Origin of the sequence: Bradyrhizobium sp. USDA 4538, assembly GCF_024171045.1 — a bacterium.
Taxonomy (GTDB): domain Bacteria; phylum Pseudomonadota; class Alphaproteobacteria; order Rhizobiales; family Xanthobacteraceae; genus Bradyrhizobium; species Bradyrhizobium australafricanum.
In genome coordinates this window covers 1,321,073-1,341,821 of sequence record NZ_JALJZE010000001.1, presented here as the reverse complement: position 1 = coordinate 1,341,821, position 20,749 = coordinate 1,321,073, and the positions used below count along the sequence as shown (strand labels likewise).

Below are 20,749 nucleotides of genomic sequence, written 5' to 3'. Positions count from 1 at the left end.
ACAAAATCGTGGCCGCCAAAACCGATGTCACCAAGCCGACTATCAGCGGCGAGTCCGCTGTGAATGGCGCCCGGAACCTAGGCCGGACGATCCTGACCGACCGAATCCACCGATTGACGCCGTCGAAGCCCTGACACGCTCGTCTGCTGAAACAACTTATGGCGCGGACACGGTTGATGCCCGTTCGTCGAAGACCACCAGCCGGTGATGGCCAGCCTAATGGCGTCGCGCATGCGCAAGTCAAACCGCCTATGACCACTCTCATCCGGCTTAACCAATCCAACGAAACTACTCCGATGAATCCCGAGTCGGCTGTACGCTAATCAGATTTCCGTCAGGTCCAGGGCATATCTTCGGCGCTAGAGCGCACAATCGTACAAAGCTGACTCGCACGTCAGGTTAGTGGCGAGTGACGTCCTGTCAACGCGGCCAAGGGGCTCCGCTCTGAAGCAAAAGTCGTTGGGGCCGACGCCGCAGGCCTCTATGCCACCGTCGGAATCGGCGCATTCTAGCTCGCATGGGAGATTGATTTTGACGAGAGCCGACTGGAGAGCGAAGGAAGCCCGCGGATCAGAGATGGACTGGTCCAGCCCTGAAGCAGATCTTGGCGGCGGAAACGATCGCTCGAAGTTCAGTTCTGTCTTACAGGGCTTGCGCTCTGAAAATCAGGACCTGACTGCGGGCTCGGCCCGAACGCCGACTTCGGCCAGCGATGCCCGACGCCGCACGTCAACCGATCCTTCCGTGAATACGCATGTCGACGAGCCAGCTTTGCGGTATTTGGCGCATCGCGGCGCGCCAAATTGGGAAGAAAGTGCGTCGCGTTCCGGTGCCGAGAGCCGCCGTGCCGAACAGCCCGGGAGTTCACGAGGTGCCTCTTCCTCGCACGGGCAATCTATATCGGACCTGGAGGCAGCGCCAAAGCGGCGGCGCCTGGATTATGTCGCCCCGCAGGGCAGGCAAGCCGCGATTTCAGAACAGCAATGTAACGCCGCTCTGGACGCCATTTATTTCGCTCGCGACATTGCCCAATTCTCACGTGCAGTGGTGGAAAACGACAAGCGGCTGCAGCGGGCGGACAAGAAGATCCATGCGGCCTTTATGCAAAAGGCTGCCGCCCAGTTCAGAAGCCAATTTGTTACCCACTTCGAGGACGATATCCGCCGCAGGGAATCCTTCGGCCACGCCACGGCATGCAACGCTGTGACTCGCGAGGCTGGCGGTCAGGAAGGCCTTGAAGCTTGCAAGGCGGTGGCATCTCGGGTGTCGCAGCTTTCCAATACATTAATGCGCGAACTCAAGCCCGCTGCTCTTGCGCTGTTCGCGACATCATTCGGTCGGCAACAGCAGTCGAAGACATGCCGCAATGGAGTCATCAGAATCGCTGAGTTTTGTCGCGATGAACCCAAGGTACTTGCCGGGGCGAGTGACCAAAATCTCTCGCTGTTGGTGAACGGTTTCAGCAAGTGGACGCAGGAGGCGGGCACTCGTGAGGGCACGGAAGCTATCGCTCGCGTGGTCCGTCGTGCCGGCCGCAACAGCGAGCTCTCTGATTTTGAGCAGAAACATTTGGCGATGCTTGTGAACGGGTTCAGCAGATGGCCGGACGCGCCAGACTGTCGCGACGGCACGTTTGCGATCGCGTCTGAGGTTCTTCGCCGCCGTGAGTTCACTTTGTCCGGCTTTGAGCCGCAGACACTGGCGATTCTGGTAAGCGGCTTTAGCAAGTGGCCGGACGAGGCGGACCCGCGCGAGGCCACATTGGCGATCGCGAGTGAGGTGCTCCGCCGCGACCGCCGTGCTCGGCTCTCGGAATTCAATCACCAGAATCTGGCTAACCTGGTGAACGGCTTCAGCAAATGGCCGGACGCGCGGGACTGTCGTGACGCTACGCTTGCAATCGCGGGCGAGGTCCGGCGCCGCGGCGCCCGGCATTTTGAGAGCCAACACTTGGCGATGCTTGTGAACGGCTTCAGCAAATGGCCGGACGCGCGTGACTGTCGTGACGCTACGCTTGCGATCGCGGGCGAGGTCCTGTGCCGCGGCGCCCGGCATTTTGAGAGCCAGCACTTGGCGATGCTTGTGAACGGCTTCAGCAAATGGCCGGACGCGCGTGACTGTCGTGACGCTACGCTTGCGATCGCGGGTGAGGTCCTTCGCCGCGACCGTTATGCCTCGCTCTCTAAACTCACTCACCAGCAAGTGGCCAACCTGGTGAACGGCTTTAGCAAGTGGCCGGACGAGGCGGATACGCGCGACGCCACGTTTGCGATCGCGGGCGAGGTCCTTCGCCGCGACCGCCATGTCCGGCTCTCTGAATTCACCTACCAGGAACTGGCTAACCTGGTGAACGGGCTCAGCAAGTGGGCGGATGCGCCGGACTGTCGCGGCGCCACGGTTGCGATCGCGGGTGAGGTCCTTCGCCGCAGCGCCCGGCTCTCTCAGTTTATTCCGCAGGAGCTGGGGAACCTGGTGAATGGCTTCGGCAAGTGGCCGGACGCGCCGGAATGTCGCGCGGCGACGTTTGCGATCGCGGGTGAGCTGCTTCGCCGTGCCGAACTCTCCCATTTTTCCCACCAGCACCTCGCTAATCTGGTAAACGGTTTCAGCAAGTGGCCGGACGCGCGGGACTGCCGCGAGGCCGCGTCTGCGATCGCACATGAGGTCCTTCGCCGCGGCACCCAGCTCTCTCATTTTACTCCGCAGGAGCTTGCGAACCTGGTGAACGGCTTCAGCAAGTGGCCTGACGCGCCGGACTGTGGCGACGCTACGGTTGCGATCGGGGGTGAGGTCGTTCACCGCGGCGCGCGCGGTGAGTTCGCACTCTCTGGTTTCAATCATCGGGACTTTGCGCACCTGGTGAACGGCTTCAGCAAATGGCCGGATGCGTCGGCCTGCCGCGGCGCCACGTTTGCGATCGCGGGTGAGATCCTTCGTCGCGGTGCCCGGCATTTTAGCGACCAGCACTTGGCGATGCTTGTGAACGGCTTCAGCAAATGGCCGGACGCGCCGGACTGTCCCGAGGCCACGTTTGCGATCGCGCGTGAGGTCCTTCGCGCCGAACTCTTCGATTTTGCCCCGCAGGCACTGGCAAACCTAGTGAACGGGTTCAGCAAGTGGCCGGACGCGCCGGACTGTCGCGGCGCGACCTGCGCGATCGCGCATGAGGTCCTTCGCCGCGCCGAACTCTCTGATTTTACCCCCCAGGGATTGACGAACCTGGTGAACGGCTTCAGCAAGTGGCCGGAGGCGCCGGACTGTCGCAAGGCTGCGTTTGCCATTGCGGGTGAGGTCCTCCGCCGCGGCGCGCGCGATGAGTTTGCACTCTCCGATTTCAATCGTCAGAACTTTGCGAACCTGGTGAACGGCTTCAGCAAATGGCCGGAGAGTGAGGATTGTCTCAAAGCAACAATGGCAATCGCCCAGGAAACCCGTCAGCATCAGCTCTCCAATTTCTCTCCGCAGGCAGTGGCGAACCTTCTGAACGGCTTCAGCAAGTGGCCTGGGGAGCCGATATGCTGTCAGTCCACCATGGACATCGCGCGCGAATTGGGAGCTGGAGCGCAGCGATTTAGTGTGTTCACCACGCCTGAGCTGGCGATGCTCGCCAACGCTCTGTCCCGAACGATCATGAGGGCGGAGGAGAGTGGGGAGATTACGGATGCTGCTCTGCCGAAGGATCGGTTACACAAGCTCGCCCACTACCTGCACTATGATAATGATCGCCTGTTGAAGGCTGAGGTTCTGAGCATCACGAACATTTTCAAGGCGCTGGGTAAGGTTGGCCTATTCGATGATCTCGGTTTGCTCGCGCCGACAGGCTTGAGTCGGCTCTCTGAATTGCGTTCAGCTCCTGGTTTTTCCGCCGAGAACAACCTTGAAACTATGGGTAATCTGAGTGCTGCTCTGCTGCCGCTCGCGCGCAGCCCAGAGAAGCCACTGCGCTGGCACCGCAGGCAGGCCCTCAACGTGCTCAACGACCTTCAGCCCGTGCTCGAGCAAAAGATCAAGGCGCATCTGAACGCGGGCGATGCGGAGCGGAGCCGTGGGCCCCTTGCGAGCCGGAGCCCCGCTTTATCGATCTATCAGACGCTCAAGGCCCGTGCGGCGCTGGAGAGATTGTTCAGGTCACCCTATGTCGAGGGCAACGGGGCAAATTTACGGGCCAGGCAGAAAGAGCTGCAGCGCGGCACGAGAGAGATCCTGGCAAGCGCTCGCGACCTGATTCAAGACGATCTGTCCAGCATGAGCTGGAATCTGATTGCGCAGATCGAGGCGGATAGTCCAGTGGATGCGCTGGACTTATTCATGGAGCAGGATGCGGCGGCGATCCAGGCGCAACGTCCTCCGTCGGTGTTCGACGTGCACCAGGTATTGCGAGCCATGGACCACGCTCCGAGGTCTCCGCAAGGTGAGGCGGGACTGATGCAGTTGCCGGTCGTGGACATGCATGGGCGGCCGTTGGCCACGGAGCCGGAGACGCGGTACTCGATTTTCCATCGCCTGACTTCGGGGGCCCTGCCCGTCGTCGCGGTACAATTGCCGGCACCCCCGAGCGCCTTCATGCTGGCGCGTACGGTAAATGTAAACGGTATTCCATACCGGATTGACTTGTTCGGCGGCAGCAAGTTAAAGCCGCCACGATTAACTGTGTCTCAAATTGCGACCCGCGCCCCAGACGAGCAAGCAAAGCTTTCGGGGGGAAAGCTGCTGGCGATTCCCTATGCCGAAACCGGGCCGGGTACAGCATTCGAGCAGCTGTCGCGCGCGTGGGCCCCTTTCAAAGAGGCCTATTATTATACTCAGCGCAGAGGCTTTGCGGCGCCGCCGGCGATCAAAGGTCTATCACCCCACGACTCCGCGCTGGAAGGCGCCTTCAAACTGGCGCTGCTGCCTGACCGCCCTGCCAACGAGGAGCATCCCTTCCAGCTGAGGGGGGCGGCCGGACCCATTGCATTGCGACCGCACGACGGCTGCGGCTTCATCCGGGCCTCGCTGGCCAAGCTTATGCCAGCTGTTTGCCGCGCCAGCGAGCAGGAAGGTCCTGACCGCGTGCAGGCCTTTGCCGAGGGAAGGAGAGCATCCCTGCCAGCATCGGCCTTGCAACATTATCCGCGCAGCGAGCAAGTAGCGGATGAGGCCCGGCGGAAGGCGATGAGCTGGCTTGAGAGTCGGGTAAAGCAAGAGCTGACGTCGGAGGAGCTGTTTCGCGTCGTAACAGCCGCGAATATCAATGGTCCGGGCGCCGTCGCCGTCCCATCCGCTGATGGCTGTCTGCATGTGCCGAGGCTCAAGAGCGAAACATTGACCGGTGGTGGCGTGCTGATCGGGCGATCGCCCTACGACAAGCCCAACCTCCGCCCGTTCGCCCCCGATCGCGTCAGGTCAGCTGCGGACGGGGACCCGACTGCGGCGTTTCTCGATCAGTGCGTGACCATACAATACAGCTTCAACGTCGCCCAGAAGTCGGGGGAGAAGCTGGCAGTCGATGATCCGACTTTCTTCGCCAAGGGGCTTCTGATCGTGGTGCCGGATGAAATGTGGCCGGCCGACTTCGCCGACCGTGGCTTGGTGATGTCCGCCGAGGACGTCAAGTGCCATTCGAGCTGGATCAAGGGCAAGGACCGCGTAACGGCGGACAGCGCGCTCGATTGTATCGGGATCCTGCAGGCCACTGAGATCTTCGCTCCGGGGTCCCTGGTTGCCATCCCGCCTGATGAACAGAAAAAACTCGACGGCGACTTCGATGGCGATACGGCCATTATCATTGCCGACCGGCCGCAGCTTTACGAGCATGTCAGGCAATTCGACCAAGAGGAGCAAGCTAGCGGCCTCCGCTCGCTCAAGCCGCCAAAATCCCATACCCCGGCGATTGAGGACGGTCGCTATAATTTCGGTCGCGCCAGCCAGATTCTCGCCGCCACGCGGAACGTTCTGGAAACCTATACCGGCCTGCAGCGAGGCTTTCTGGCTCAATCAGATGAAGCCCGGCAGTGGTTTGCCGAACGTGCCATATTCGGCATGTACGAAGGCATTGACCGAGAGCTCAAGCGAGACATTCGCGGCCTGCTGGAGCAGGAACAGGTTAGTGCTCACGACGTCCGGGACAAGCTCGAGAAGGCGCGGCACGACATTGAGCTGGCACACCATCCCGTCGCGCGCGAGACGGCCGAGTTGCTTCTCACCGAACTCGAGGCGTGGGCGGCTGGTCTCGACCAGCAAGTCCCGCCCGAACTCCTGCCCGAAACAGCCGCTACTGCGAGTGAGAGACAGCTCGCAATGAGCCAAGAGCTTTGCGAGCTGTTTCCGCCGCTTGCCGAGACCTATCCGGCAACGGCTCACCCACGGGACCGCGTCCAGCTTCTGGTCGATCGTTACCCTACGCGCATCGAGCCCCGACCGGATGGTTACATGCCGCACGACCTCGTGCAAAGTGCAAAAAACCTGCTGAGCATCGGCATCAAAGTCGGAACTGACGCCTACAAATCCGACACTGGCGCTTACGCCTTTATGATCAAGAGCAGGCAGCTTCAGCGCCTGTTGCAAGAGACACCCGGGTTGAAGTCGGCTCCATACACCAAGAGCTTGGCGGCTACCCTCAACCAAGGTCGTTTCGATGTCGATGCGGCCTTGGAGGATCTCAAGGACAATCCGACGCTGGCGGCTTCGATCATGCAAGCCTCGATCAAGCTCGCTGCCGAGCGGGGGATTCTGCGCGAATCCTCGGATCTAACGCTTGCTACCGAAGATGTCGCAACCACAATCACGTTGACTCGCGAGGAGGCGGCACAGCGCGCCCAAATGGAGGTTTCCCGCGCTCAAGCCGAAGAGAAGGACATCACGCGGACGGCAAAGGCGGTTGCCGAAGCCCTTAAGGGGGCCGGCATCGAGGTGAAGATGCCCCATTTGGCTAAGCGTCTTAGATCGCCAAGCTCAATGACAGACGAGCTCACCGGAATCCAGGCCAGCTCTGAGGCCGGCGTCCAGCTTTTCAACAACGCTGTACGCCACGTCTTCGAATTCTCTGACAGGGATTTTACACGTGCCTTCAAGAAAGCCATTCTAGCGTTCGAGGAGAGCGGGTATAGCGAGGTCAGCACGACTAACTGGTTCAGGACGCGATCGCGGACCTTCGCTGGCATCAAGACAGTGTTCGGCACGCCTGGCGGTTACCGTTTTGAGCTCGAGTTTCACACGGCAGACAGCTACAAGGCCAAGCTCGACAATCATGAGACGTACAAGGAGCTGCAGAAGCTCAGACGGCTGCAGCGAGGGAGCGAAGAGCCCCCGGATGAGTCTATAGCCGAGCAGCTCCTGGAGCGCGTGCGAGGGGCGTGCAACAGGGTTGTCATCCCCGAGGGTGCCGCAGAGATCCCCCATTGGGAAGCCGAAGCCGGCAATCGCGTTAGCGCTCGCCCTGCTCGTGTGTCGAACGTGACCCGGCCGACACGCGCAGCGAGGTCGGCACGCGCTACAGAGATTGTTGGCGCCCTCGACAACCGCCCGATCGTGCTCGTTGGCATGATGGGGGCCGGGAAATCCACTGTGGGACCTGCACTCGCAAAGCAGCTGGGGCTGACGTTCGTCGACTCCGATAAAGAGATCGAGGCGAAGACTGGCAAGTCCATAACCAGGATTTTCGCGGAGGACGGCGAGGCGCATTTCAGGGATCTCGAGGCGAATGAGATCTGCCGTCTGCTCGATCGGGGGCCGCTGGTGCTCGCAACCGGTGGCGGAGCCTTCATGTCCGAAGAAGTCCGCCGTCGTGTCGGCGAGAAGGCGGTCTCGATCTGGCTTAATACCAACGAGGACGTGATCAGGCGCAACCTGCGACACGACACCAACCGTCCGAAAATACAAACCGCAGACCGGGACGAGATGATCACAAAGCTGATGGAGCAGCGCAATCCTGTGTATAAGCTCGCCAATCTCACGATTGCCCCACAGGACCGGCGCGAACTCAAGAGCGCGGATGCTTGTCTTAGCGAGCTGCACGGCTATCTTTGCGCCGGTGGCGGGCTAGACGCCGGGCAATCTGGCTCGGTTATGGAGGAGATGCCATGATCCACGTCACTATAGACTGCTACGGCTCCCGTCAGACAATCCATCGCAGTGCTGGATCTCGATTTCCGTCGACACCGCACGACTTGTGATGTCAAACGTTTCAAATCGGGGTTTGTACCCGGGAGCCCTGGCCGATGCCGGCTTCGTTGACGGCGCCACGGATTTGCCAGCTGACGATATCGCGGCCGACTACGCTCTGCTGCACGAGCAGTTGCGAGGCATGATCAGTTTCTTGCTGCGCAGACGCGGCTGGTTGAGCCCAAGCAAAGTCATCTGCTGGCAGCGAAATGACCTTCAGGAAACCTCAATGGGGATTGTCCACGACCAGAAGGGGATGTCCCGGGTTCTGTTGAATTTCTGAAGAGGTCGGCGTTGACCACCTTGAGCCGGTAGGCTCGGGGTGCTGATTCCACAAAGGAGAGCAACGCCATGACGAGAGATATCACACCGGCTGGTTGGCCGGCGATCGGGGCTGTGGACGACGCGTTTGCGGAAGTGCGAGCGAGCTTCGATCGGTTCTGCCTTGCGGCAGGGATCGAGGCGCTCGGCACGATGATGGAGGCGGATGTCACGGCGGCCTGCGGGCCGCCACGGTCGCGACGCGGCGCGGCGGGCGCACCGTTGGGGCCGAACGCGGGGACGAATCGGTTTCCACGGCGGCAAGATCGAGGTCGAGCGTCCGCGGGTCCGGGGCGTGGACGGCCGCGAGGTCACGATCCCGAGCTGGGAAACGGCGGCGCAGGAGGATTGGCTCGGTCGCTGGGCGATGAACCTGATGCTGATCAATGTGTCGACGCGCCGGTTCGGCCGCGCTGTCCGGCTGCCCGAGGGTGACGTGCCGGCACCGCCCGGATCGGGGGTTTCGAAGTCGGCGGCCTCGCGGAGGTTCGTAGCGCTGTCGGCGGCGCGGCTGGCCGACTTCATGGCTACCGATCTGTCCGCGCTCGACCTTCTGGTGGTCCAAATCGACGGGCTGCATCTCGGCGACGATCTCGTGCTGGTCGCCGCGATCGGGGTTGACGGCGAAGGCAACAAGCATCCGCTGGCTCTGGTGGAAGGGGCGACCGAGAATGCCGCAACGGTTCAGGCCCTGCTGGACAACCTGGTCTCGCGCGGGCTCGCCCCGACGGTGCCAAGACTGTTCATCGCCGACGGCGCGAAAGCGTTGTCGAAGGCGATCCGCCGCACCTTCGGTTCGGCCGCTGCGATCCAGCGCTGCCAGATCCACAAGGCGCGCAACATCATGGAACGCCTGCCGAAACAGCATCATGCGGCCACCCGTCGGGTGCTGCGCCAGGCCTGGGAGCTCGATGACGCCGACAAGGCTGAAAAATTGATCCGCAATCTCGCGCGTCGACTCGACCAGCAATGGCCCGGCGTCGCGGCCAGCATCCTCGAAGGCCTCGACGAAATCCTGACTGTCGTCCGGTTGAAGCTGCCGAAGGAACTTCGTCGATCGCTCGCCTGTACCAACATCGCCGAGAACATGATGGGCACCATTCGCCGCGTCACGCGCAACGTCAAACGCTGGCGGGATGCCGGTATGGCCTTGCGATGGGTCGCGGCCGGCATGATCGAGGCCAACAAGGGCTTTCGACGATTGAAGGCGCATAAGCAATTGTCGGTTCTGCGTGCGGCCCTTCAAGCTCACTACGATCGCATGACGATCAAGCCCGTTGCCCACGTCACGAGGGCCGCGTAACATTCATTCCGGCAGCGTCGGCCCGACGTAGTTCAACACCGATCGGGACATCCCCCGACCAGAATGGCAACGACACAGCCAGCTTTTGTTTCTGTCATTGAATGACGACGGTCTAGGTGACAATGCCCATTGGTCTCCACTCCTGCTGGATCGCCACGCGCATGAACGGGTGGTTGCTCATGACTACGATTCCGCCGGATCACGCAACAGCACCGTTGCGGAACAGCTCGCAGAGACTGCGCGCCGGCTGCAGCCAGCTCGCTTGACCCAGCAGCAGAACGGCTCCGATTGTGCGTATTTGTGGTGGATGCTACGCGGATCCTGGTTGGACATCCGCACAATGAGAGTGGCCCGGGCCCGTGCCGCTGCATCTCGACCACCTCGTCGCCAATCGGCCGGCACCGCAGCACCGATTAATGATTGGGTCGAACGGCTCTGGGATGTCCCGGAAATGAGCTGCTGGATCGGATTACGGCAAAGGCATCCACTTTCTTCGTGCGGAGGACAGCAACGCTAGCCCATCATCGGTGTTGGGTTTCGACGCGGCCGTCAGAAGGCCCAGCCCGCCTTTTTGGGGCCTCGCGAAGGATTTCGTGGAGCGGTTCGTCGTCTTCCACTACCAGAACGAACGGTAAATCCGACACGAGCCGCGCTTCAAAATCGGGGAACCTCCATGTCCCCGCGCCTTAATCAATGGCTGAGGAATTGTTCAAAATGCCAAAGCTGTCCCGCTGAGCCCTACCGAGGGTGGCCACCACACGCTCGCGATCAAGCTCGATAAGTGGTTCAACTACACGACAACGGACTTTCCCTCTTGCTTGAGGCCGGCGGCCGCTGTCCTCCGGAAGATGTCGGCGGTGCGCCGGGCTAAAGCGAATACCTCGATGCCATCAGCGACCCAACCGCGCGACGTGCTCAAAATAGACGTCGAGCGCCAATCAAATGGGCCTCAGGGCTACGCTCACATCCGGAACACAAACAAATGCGCCTATGGGCCCCGAGCAGTTCGATCCCAACGTCGTCGACCGGAGGGCACTCGAGGCCGCCGTCAACGCATTGTCGGAAATATGGAAGCCGCGTCTGCGATTCATGACGAATGTCGGAAAGCTGACGTACTCAGGCCCTGAGAAAGCGCGCAGAACAGCGACTTCAGTTGGCGCGCCGCTTGCTTCATTCACAGCGTCAGCAGGAGATTACCTATGTTGCTAGCTGTGGTGGAGCGATACGTCGAGTATCCAGCGAAAGAGCGTCGTCTGCACTGAAATCTCGAACAGAACGATGCAGGTCTTCGCCGTCTGAAGCGCAGTTCGAAATACGCAGCCCGATCGCGTCCACGAGCCCGCAAGCCGCGTGCGCCTTGGTGTTTCCAGAGGCAATGTCGGGGCACTTGATTGGACGCTCCAGATATCTGTTCATAGAAGTCACTCGTGCGGATATGAGAAGAAGCCCGACGATCTCACGGATAAACGTAGCGAATGCGCGTCCCGTCGATGTGTACGTATCTCCCGTCAACTTGACAGCCAATGGCAGAGCACATCTGGGCCATGCCGCGGGGCCGTATCTCAGAATGGATATTGTGCAGAAGCACCTCAAGAGAGCGGGCCATCATGTCCGTTCGGGACTGACGACCGACGGTTTCGAGAATCATGTCCTTGTTCGAGCGGCCCGTGAGAACGTCGATCCGTCCGACTTAGCCCACGCTTTCCATACGAAAATCGTCGAGGATCTCGCCTCGGTAGGTATCGTTTTCGATCATTTCGATGATCCGGCGTATGGCAGGAATCTGCGGCGCTTTTCGAAAGTCGGCAACGCGCTCATGGGCGCCTTATCTGCAGCGGGCTCGCTACATTTCTCCGCGGTCCACTTACCAATGGACGATGCGGGTTCTGCCGCCACACCACGAGAAGAGCGGTTCTGCATCGGAGGCTGGTTCGGTGCCACCTGTCCGGTTTGCCTGGCCGCAGCAGGTAGCTTCTTCTGCGAACGGTGTGGACATCATTTCGAGCCCGAGGAAGCGTTGAATCCGTTATCGAGGCGCGGGCGGATTGTCGAGTGGCCGGAGAATATTTCCGCGTTCCTTTCAATTCCGGAAAAGGACCTGCTTCTACGAGCTTGGGACGATACTGCCATCGAAGCCGGCTTTCTGGAGATAGGACATCGATATGTCGCGCGCAAAGGACAGCAAATGCGGCTGACCGTGCCGGGACTCCACGGGTTGGCCTGGAAGTCGCGGCATTTCGACACCCAGCAGATATTGTTTAGCTACTCCTCGTTACTCTACGCTCACTCTCTCTATTGCGGGCAAAAGGACACGGAGGACGCGGGCAAGCCAAGTCCTTTTGCGCGCGAGTCCGATGCGTTCCTCATCGGCGGTACCGGTATCGATAACACCATTCCGATGCTTGTCGGAGTTACTGGATGCGCGTTAGGCCAGAACTCGTTTCGCTCGTTCGATCGAATTTTCTTTAATCACTTCCTTCGGCTGAACGGATCGAAGTTCTCGACCAGTCGCGGGCACGTGATCTGGGCAGGTGACATCGCTAGAATTCCGAATATATCCGTCGATGTACTTAGAGTGTACTTGTCCGAAATCTGCCCGGAAGAAGCTGAAACCGATTTGGTGCCAGAACAGCTGGTCCATCGTTACAATGCAGTTCTCGATAGGATATCAGCGGCCATCGACCGCTGCACGGAATCCATAAACGCGATGCCGGCTCTCGCTGGATGTCACGTCGATGGCGCGATGATGGCCACGCTGGATGGGCTCTACGAAAAACAGTGCGCCGCGCTTTCGCTCGATCATCTACGCGTATCACAAGCGTCGAGGCCGGTTATCGATTGGGTCGATCATCTTGATGGCGCGCCGGACCATCAGTGCGCCTACACTTGGCTTATGGGATTCAGCATACTGGCTTGGCCGCTGATGCCCAAGATAGCAGGAGCCTTGTGGCGCTGGCTCGGTCATGGCGCACATCCCGTCGCTGCACGCGCATCGACGCCTTCATTCCAACGATGCGGGACCGCACCGCAGATCGGTGGGCGCAGGCTGGAGGTTGCGGATATTGAACGATGCCTTCCGGGGAAGATTGCAGCATGACACGCGCCGCAAACATTGCTCCTGCGGACAAACTGCCCAGTGCAGTCCCGTTGCAAGTTTCCATCCCATTCATGCTTGGCAGTATCAGCCTGGCCACATCCTATGGCTCAAGCTTCTTCCTCGTGGATGCCCTGAGGTCCATTGGGCAGAGCGCCACGACCGCTGGCGCCGTCATATCGACCGGTACGATCGCGACAATACTGTGTTCGCTCCTCGTCGGCCGGATCGCGGATTCAGTGGGCTTGACGCGAACTATCAGCGCGGCCGCGGTGATGATGACGATCGCGATGGCATGTTTCGCGTCCGCGTCAACTTCGACGCGTTTCGCTTACGCAGGCGGATTTTTTCTCGGCGTTGGGTGGTCTGGCTTTTATATGCTGGCGCCGCTTGAAGTCCTGAGGCACGTGCGGTCTGAGGCTCGGATCAAGTATCTTACCCTGCTTTCAGGGTCTCAAATGCTGGGTATCGGACTTGCTGCTCCTCTCGCGCGCGCCGTCGCGGAGACTGCAGGATCCTATATTGCAGTTTATGCCCTGTTCGCCGCCGCATGTCTTGTCGCCGCGACCGTTTTCGAGCTTGCAGGCAGGAGGGGCGCCCACGCTTCTCAACCGAGGATGCCGAATGTAGGTCTCACCCTGCAAGGCGTGATGGAGATCTTCAGATCGAGCACGCGCTATCCGATCATCATGATCGGCGTGGGGGGGTGCGTTTTCGCCGGTCTTTTCACGTTCCAAACGCTTTACGCCGCGTCGCGGGCGCAATCTGCCGACACGTTCTTTCTTGTCTTCACGCTGACAGCCGTCTTCATGCGATTTGCGGTGGCACCGATTATTGGAAAAGTCCGCATTGAACGCGCGGTCGCGGTGCTCTTCATGTGCACCATTGCGGGACTGTTGATCCTTTTCGTCAATGTAGACAGTACAGCGATCTACATCATCGGAACAATGGTGTTCGCGCTGGGATACGGTCTAAGCTATTCGACGCTGAACAGCATGGCCGTCGATCTTGCCGACCGGGATGGGACCCCCCTGGCCATTGCGTCTCAGGTATTCACGCTCTCCTACTTCGTCGGCTTATTCGGATTTCCGAGCATCGCGGCACAAATCGTGAAGGCCAGCAGCTTCGATCATCTTCTGATGAGCATGATGATGCTTGTCGTCGCCAATGCCGTAATTCTTACGACACAGGTGTTCTCGGCCGGCCGGGCGCACTGACCAGCTTCTTGCGGAGAATCACGGGATGTCCAAGCAAAGCCATAACCATGACGTAGTCGCGATCGGCGCGGGTCCGGCTAATCTGAGCTTGGCAGCGCTCGCAACTCCAATTCCGGAAGTTTCCTTGAACATCCTCGAGAGTTCGGAGACGCTCAGGTGGCATCCCGGCCTGCTCATAGGAGGCTCGGTCATGCAAACCAGCCCGCTGAAAGACCTGGTCACGCCGGCGGATCCAACGAGCGCATACAGCTTCCTCGCCTATTTGCATGATAAAAGGCGTCTTTATCAAGCTATCGTGCGGGGACTGGCGTCTGTCAGCCGCAGTGAATTTGAAGACTATTTGCGCTGGGCGGCGGCGAAGCTGCCGAACATTCGATTTGGCGTGCACGTTACCGCAGTCGAATTGCGCGGCGAGCTCTTCAATATCACAACGGGTTGCCGCAATTACCAAACCAGTACGATTGTGGTTGGTGTTGGCAGGGTACCGTCTGTCCCCGAGTGGGGCCGTAATGCACCGCCAAATGAGGTGTTTCACGGTAGTGCCCTTCTCCTGCAGCGGCGTGAGCTTTCCGGCAAGCGCGTTGTGGTCGTAGGCGGCGGCCAAAGCGGGGCCGAAATATTTCTTCACCTGCTTGGTGGTGCGTGCGGTCCGTTGGGAACTCTGACCTGGGTGACATGCCGCGCAAACATATTCGCCCTCGAAGACAGTCCTTTCGTCAATGAATGGTTCTTTCCGCAACATGGTGATTGGTTCTTTGACAAGAGTGCGGCGGCCCGAAAGGAAAGTCTTGAGCGACAGATATTGGCCAGCGACGGCGTCAATGGCTCGACGCTGCGCGCTATCTACAATGCACTGTACGATCGCGAAGTTCATAAGCGGTCCTATCCAGAGCATGTAGAAATACGCGTGGCCACGACGGCTGAGGACTTGCTCGGCGTCTCTCCTTTTCGCTTGCGCTTGCGCCACCAGGAGACGGGCGCTTGTTCACAGCTTGTCGCAGACATTGTCGTCCTAGCGACAGGCTATCGCACCGAAATCCCTTCGTTTCTAAAGCCGATCGCAGGTCGGCTCACGGTCTTAGATGCCCCAGGTGGCTCCCAAGAGATCATGGTCGACAAGCAGTTCTCGGCGCGCTTTGACGGTCCCGGAAAGTGTCGTTTGTACGTCCAGAACGGCGCACGCTTTCAGCATGGCATCGCCGATACAAATCTGAGCCTGGTTCCTTGGCGTGCTTCGCTGATCCTCAATTCGATCATCGGCCGCGTAGCTTACGACTGCGGCCCTGCAACCGGTGCCGTCAGGTGGGATGGCGTTGATCCCGAGGCCTCCTGCTGACCGGCGAACAGGTCTGCGCCACGTCAGGACCGGCCGATAGTCGTTCGGAGTATACGATGAAGAATGCACAGTTGATGATCCTGGGTGAAATGACGGTCTATAGTCCCGGCGTAGTCTTGCAGCCCGTCCGAGATTCCGAGACCGCTTGTCCCGTCGAACTCATCGAATTCCGACTGGATCCGTTCGCGGTGTCGGCGCCTCATTCCCATCCGTCCTGCGAGATCTGGCGCATCACGAGCGGCCATGGGCGGGTGATAACGGATGACGGAGAGTTGGCTATCAAGGCCGGCGATATGGTATTTTTGCAGCCAGATCGAACCCACTATCTTGAAAATCGTGGTGGCGAAGTTCTGAGCGCTTTGTCCATCGCCTGGGAGCGGGCCCGATGACCGACAGCATTCATGACCTGGCGGTCATTGGAGCCGGGGTCATGGGCCTGAGTGCCGCCTTCATTGCAGCGCGTAGTAATCCTCGGGACAGAATCGTCATCTTCGAACGAGAGACCGTAGGGGCAGGTGCCAGCGGGTTTGCTCCAGGAATCCAGATTAACATCGGCCGTAATGAAAAGGAAAGAAGCCTGTTCAATCGCGGTTCGAAGATTTGGCGAGAGCTCTATCCCGATGGGCGGTGGCCCGATGGTCGCAACTGTGACGTGTTCTGGTTGACGCGTCATCCAGGAGAACTCGCTCAGATGAATTGCGTGGGCGATACCATCCCATCAGCATCCTTCGCGCTCACAGAGAGGCTTTCCTCGCTGCCGCGGTTTTTGGTTCCCGACGATATGGCCGTGATGCTGGATCGGGGGTCTTACTGCCCGGTCCGTTCCATTCTTCAGGATCTGGCCCAAAGGCTCAAAGCCGGGGGAATTTCGATATGCGAGGGCACATCTATCGAACGGATACGGCAGGGACCAAACCGTATCCTTCTTCAGGCCTCCGATGATACCGAATGCTCGGCAAGGCGAGCCATTCTGGCAATCGGTCCATGGCTTCAAGGATCACCGTTGCGCGCGCATCTCGCGGACGAGCCGCGATTACGAGTAAAAAAGGTCGTTGCGCTTCACTTGGCGGCGCGTCCTACCGCGAACTGTCCAATGATCGGCCTGTTCGATGATTACGCGTTCCTCATTCCCATGATCGAGGAGGGGTATTGGCTGTTCAGCTTCACATCGCAAGAATGGGATGTGAGGCCTGACGCCGGCGGGCTGCAGGTCAGTTCGGACGATCTGGCGCGAGCCACCGCAATCCTGGCAAAATGGTTTTCCCCTGACATGCCTGCGGTGACATCAGCGCGTGTGTTTTGCGATTGCTATTCAGACGATGGTGTCCCGTTCTCTCGTCCGGCTCAAGATGTCGCCGGACTGTATGTCATTGGCGGCGGATCAGGTAACGGGTTTCGCTTCGGACCGGCGTGTGCGGAAGACGCAATAGGATCCCTGTATTCTCACCATCGATAGTTTCCCGGCGTGCCGTGATGAGAAGACAAATGCCAGATACGAATGGTATGGAAGCCGATCCCCAGCATGATCTTGCAGCTGCTGGCCGCGAGACGTCGAGATCGACCATGATCGTCGATCTCAGCGCCATTGAAGCCAATTATCGCAAGTGCCAGGCGCTTGCGCCTCGCAGCGCTTGCGGCGCCGTTGTCAAGGCCGATGCCTACGGTCTTGGCGCGGCACGGATCGCGCCCTTCCTGGCTTCGCTCGGCTGCGCGCACTTTTTCGTAGCCGATGTGGAGGAAGGCATTGCCCTGCGCGATGAGGTGCCATCGTTCGCAAAGATCTATATGCTCCATGGCGCTATGCCAGGCATGGAACTGGCGGCCGAGCAGCACAATTTGCTGCCAATTCTCAACAGCAGGGAGCAATTGGAGGCTTGGCTTCGGCATTGCCGGCTTCGGAATCGCGCGCTGCCAGCAGGAATTCATGTCGACACGGGCCTGTCTCGGTTGGGCTTTTCCATTGATGAGCTGGACACGATCGCCGGGAATGGAAGCGGGTTATCGGAAATGCCTGTCGTGCTGTTCATGAGCCAGCTCGCTTGTGCAGAGTGGCGAAACGAGGTCTGCCTCGAACAACTAAATCGGTTTCGTAGACTTGCCCATTTGTTCCCGAATGCGATTCTTTCTTTATCGAATTCGGCGGGACTGCTTGCCGGATATGAATTTCACTTTGATCTCATAAGAGCGGGCGGGGGAATATTCGGCTTCTCGACGTCCGATGATCCCGATTTCAAACCAAAGCAAGTTGTCCGTCTACGAACGAAAATCATCCAATCCCGTGTAGTCGAGCGCGGAGAAGCCATTGGCTATTTCAGGTCCTACACCGTGAAGACGCGGATGCGGATCGCGGCGGCCGCTATTGGTTATGCCGATGGATTTCCGCGTACGCTCGGCAATCGAGGGCATGTCTTCATATGTGGGAGTCGCGTCCCTATCGTCGGGTTCGTTTCGATGGATATTATTACCATTGATGTAACTGACCTGGACGAGAATTGGACACGGCCAGGTACGGTGGTGGACCTCATTTGCCCCGAGCAAACCGTGGGAGATATGGCGTCATCCGCGAAAATGCTGAGCGATGAATTGACCACAGGCATCGGACGGCGATGCCGCAGACTTTACGTCTCATCCGAACGAAATGATATGAGGCACCGGTGAACTCCTCCACTCGCCGATCCCAGCAAATCAATCGGGCGATTTATCTAGGCGATGAAGGCATACGTCTCATGCGTCCGACCTATTTCACCGCTGAGGTGCGTCGATTCCACCGCCGCGAGAGACTGTTCTATCTCGATCTCCTGGATGCGACCCGATACGAGTTGATCATAGAAGTAGGTTGTAGCGGCTATCGCCTTATCGGCATCAAAAGCGACGATAATGATTATCTTGGCATCGATATAAGTCCACCTCGTGTGCGCCGATTAAAGAGCAGGAGAGGAGCAGTGATCCGTTGTGAGGCCGGAAAGTTCTTCAAAAGAACACGGCTGGTCGATGAGATAATGCGCCGATATGAGGAAAGGGTGCTTTGCATACTGCCATTTAATTTTCTTGGTACGATGGATGCGCCGATCGACTTTCTGACGCTGGTCTGTAAAACGCCATTTGATCTAGCTTTGTCGCTCTTTTCGACGAGCGAGACGGCAACGTTGGCTCGCCGCGAATACTATGATCTTTGCGGCATTGCCGTTCGGGAGGTGGTGCGCACGGATGACTATGTTCGGTTAGATTGCTCGAACGGGTTCCAGGCATTCGCTTTCGATCCGGTCTTTCTCGTGAATCGCATATCGGCGTATGGCTTCCGCTTGAACGACATACAACATTTTGACGTCTGTAACTTCCTCCATTTCAAAAAGAGTCATCAGGAAATAGCTGGTCAAGATACCGAACACAGATGTTAGATCGTCGACGTCAGGCGGCACGCAAGCAACAAGGAATGCTACCGTCATTTGCCGGCCAGCCGTGCCAAACCGAGAGCTGAGGCTCGCGCCGATCGAGACGGTGTCCCAGCGCGGAGTTTTCTTTCAGCTTAGCTCCACTACTTACGATGAAGCTGAAATCGTGCCGCGCAGCCTTTGGCCTACCGAGAGCAAATGCCCTGTGCGCTTTCTCGAGACTGTGTCGTCCAAGTCACCAAAGAGTCCGAGCTTCGGCCTATGTTCAGCCGGAGTGAGGATTTCCATGTACGATGTCTACCTGAACGAACGGAACGACCTTCTCGTCGTTCCTCGAGGCCGTTGCATTCCGATCGATCTCAACAGGAACTGGCGGAAGAAACGTGTCGTACGCTCGGTCAGCGAGCAAATACGCGAAGATGTCCGGATCCATGGCTACCATCGGCGAAAGCTGCCGCTAAGTCGCGCGATGAAAACCCTAGCTGACACGCAAGCTTGATCTACATACAACGAGTGATTGTAAATGAATTGCAAACGGTCGTAAATTCGTGGCGTTTCATTTCCGGGCCGAGAGCACCAAACCTCCTTTCGCGAGCGATCGCCTTCCAATGATCCGCACGGGATGTCAGTGCTCACAACAAATCAGGTCCAGGTTTCATGATGCCATCATCGGTCCAATTGTGGGCCTATTTGGCTCCTTCCCGCCTTCGCAAAGAAGATGCGATTAATTAACAGCATGTTCGTCCAGACCGATGGTTACGCGAAAATCCTGCCCGGATTTTGAAAACGGAACCGGTGAGCAAACGAAAGGGCGGGATCATGATACCCTCCGAGTGGGGGCGTGACGCTTCTTCGCTGAGAGTCACGCGCGTTATTCCCGGAACCCAAATTCATTCTCGATGCGAGCGCAAGCCAGGGTAATTTTCATTTCGTATTTTTTCAGCCCTTGTACGGCCGCTGATTGTGGCGACCAGCGGCTCGGCGGACTTAGCTTGGCCCCAGCTTGAACTCCTCGCTGGGGCCGCTTCTTACGTGATCTTATTGGTGCGTTGTGACTAATCAGGGATCGACTAGAGAACCTTGTCGGCGCTATTTCTCTAAAGCTGGATCAGCAGGATGGATCGTCCATGCCTGAAGGAGATTCGACTAACGACCGCTCTCGTGACGCATCCGTTTCTTAGCCAGCGTGTATTCCGCAGCGACTTCCTTCGCCTGAGCCGAATTTATTCTTTTGGCCGCCGCCAGATAGCCCTGCGTTCCCAAGAAGGATCTCGGCACGCCGCCACAACTGTGCTGGTCGGACAGCTGTGACAATGCCAAGCACCATGTTCGTTGTTGCTCGCCCGAGTGTTGAGGTCCGCAGCTTGGCTGGCAGAACGCTACAGTAAATGTACATCGCTTGCGGCTTCGTTCAGAGCTTTGTCGGCTCTTCGGCCTTCGGCCATTGCCTCTACAGCCCCGACAACGCGGCGGCGCGCGGCTTGATTTTTGATCGATCGAAATGCACGCAGCAATCGAAATATCTCTGCGGCGTCTCGAGCAAGTTGCTCCTTTGTCAAAACTCATTCCCCATCATGTGCCTCGCCCTGTGCGTCCCCAACTCAACCAGATAACATGCTGACACAACAGATCCTTGGATCGATCTGGAACGTTGGCTTCGAATTGAGAGGCCCGAAATCCGCCATCAGAGAACATGTGCCCATGGGACGTCATCAATATGCAGTGGTTGATGGGCAAAGCGCATTCCGGCACAAGGTGGGGGCAATTAGCGTACTTTCCGTAGCATACCTGACGGTTCATCCGCCGCTATGCTGAGGCCCATTCAATTATGCTCAACGCCGAGCGGCACCCGAAGAAGTCAGGCTACTAACTTAGGCGCCGATATAAATGGCGCGATGGTTTCGGCCGTTGGGGTTTTTCGCGGCCAATCGCCAATCCAGTTCC

General features: G+C 58.7%; 9 protein-coding genes and 1 pseudogene. All 10 read left to right on the top strand.

Annotated features, from left to right (window positions below):
• Nucleotides 1–576 precede the first annotated feature (576 nt).
• On the top strand, nucleotides 577–8,064 hold the full coding sequence (locus J2R78_RS05760) for a shikimate kinase (protein ID WP_253603392.1): 7,488 nt from the start codon (nucleotides 577–579) through the stop codon (nucleotides 8,062–8,064).
• Between the two features lie 88 nt (nucleotides 8,065–8,152).
• Nucleotides 8,153–8,425: a hypothetical protein gene (locus J2R78_RS05755; RefSeq protein WP_069279871.1), complete on the top strand. Its 273-nt coding sequence runs from the start codon at nucleotides 8,153–8,155 to the stop codon at nucleotides 8,423–8,425.
• A 68-nt stretch (nucleotides 8,426–8,493) separates the two neighbouring features.
• Nucleotides 8,494–9,766: pseudogene (locus tag J2R78_RS05750) on the top strand (IS256 family transposase).
• A 1,375-nt stretch (nucleotides 9,767–11,141) separates the two neighbouring features.
• Complete coding sequence (locus J2R78_RS05745; RefSeq protein WP_176732122.1) at nucleotides 11,142–12,863, top strand: class I tRNA ligase family protein; 1,722 nt, start codon at nucleotides 11,142–11,144, stop codon at nucleotides 12,861–12,863.
• Nucleotides 12,860–14,077: an MFS transporter gene (locus J2R78_RS05740; RefSeq protein ID WP_253603390.1), complete on the top strand. Its 1,218-nt coding sequence runs from the start codon at nucleotides 12,860–12,862 to the stop codon at nucleotides 14,075–14,077. The genes J2R78_RS05745 and J2R78_RS05740 overlap by 4 nt, the downstream gene beginning before the upstream one ends.
• Before the next feature lie 25 nt (nucleotides 14,078–14,102).
• Entirely contained in the window at nucleotides 14,103–15,413 is a 1,311-nt protein-coding gene (locus J2R78_RS05735) for a lysine N(6)-hydroxylase/L-ornithine N(5)-oxygenase family protein (RefSeq protein ID WP_069276065.1), read from the top strand.
• A gap of 56 nt (nucleotides 15,414–15,469) precedes the next feature.
• Nucleotides 15,470–15,802 carry a cupin domain-containing protein gene (locus J2R78_RS05730; RefSeq protein ID WP_069276064.1) on the top strand — a complete coding sequence of 111 codons (333 nt, stop codon included), beginning with the start codon at nucleotides 15,470–15,472 and terminating at the stop codon, nucleotides 15,800–15,802.
• The gene (locus J2R78_RS05725) at nucleotides 15,799–16,869 is read left to right on the top strand and encodes an FAD-binding oxidoreductase (protein WP_253603388.1); all 1,071 of its coding nucleotides are present in this window, start codon (nucleotides 15,799–15,801) and stop codon (nucleotides 16,867–16,869) included. The genes J2R78_RS05730 and J2R78_RS05725 overlap by 4 nt, the downstream gene beginning before the upstream one ends.
• A gap of 29 nt (nucleotides 16,870–16,898) precedes the next feature.
• On the top strand, nucleotides 16,899–18,071 hold the full coding sequence (alr, locus tag J2R78_RS05720; protein ID WP_253587743.1) for an alanine racemase: 1,173 nt from the start codon (nucleotides 16,899–16,901) through the stop codon (nucleotides 18,069–18,071).
• Nucleotides 18,068–18,811 carry a hypothetical protein gene (locus J2R78_RS05715; RefSeq protein WP_245311391.1) on the top strand — a complete coding sequence of 248 codons (744 nt, stop codon included), beginning with the start codon at nucleotides 18,068–18,070 and terminating at the stop codon, nucleotides 18,809–18,811. The genes alr and J2R78_RS05715 overlap by 4 nt, the downstream gene beginning before the upstream one ends.
• Nucleotides 18,812–20,749 lie beyond the last annotated feature (1,938 nt).

What these genes read in the sequence shown, in the direction of transcription:
- J2R78_RS05745 (WP_176732122.1), top strand. Translation starts at nt 11,142, where the DNA reads ATGTCGGGGCACTTGATTGGACGCTCCAGATATCTGTTCATAGAAGTC.
- J2R78_RS05725 (WP_253603388.1), top strand. Translation starts at nt 15,799, where the DNA reads ATGACCGACAGCATTCATGACCTGGCGGTCATTGGAGCCGGGGTCATG.
- J2R78_RS05735 (WP_069276065.1), top strand. Translation starts at nt 14,103, where the DNA reads ATGTCCAAGCAAAGCCATAACCATGACGTAGTCGCGATCGGCGCGGGT.
- alr (WP_253587743.1), top strand. Translation starts at nt 16,899, where the DNA reads ATGCCAGATACGAATGGTATGGAAGCCGATCCCCAGCATGATCTTGCA.
- J2R78_RS05730 (WP_069276064.1), top strand. Translation starts at nt 15,470, where the DNA reads ATGAAGAATGCACAGTTGATGATCCTGGGTGAAATGACGGTCTATAGT.
- J2R78_RS05740 (WP_253603390.1), top strand. Translation starts at nt 12,860, where the DNA reads ATGACACGCGCCGCAAACATTGCTCCTGCGGACAAACTGCCCAGTGCA.
- J2R78_RS05760 (WP_253603392.1), top strand. Translation starts at nt 577, where the DNA reads ATGGACTGGTCCAGCCCTGAAGCAGATCTTGGCGGCGGAAACGATCGC.
- J2R78_RS05755 (WP_069279871.1), top strand. Translation starts at nt 8,153, where the DNA reads ATGTCAAACGTTTCAAATCGGGGTTTGTACCCGGGAGCCCTGGCCGAT.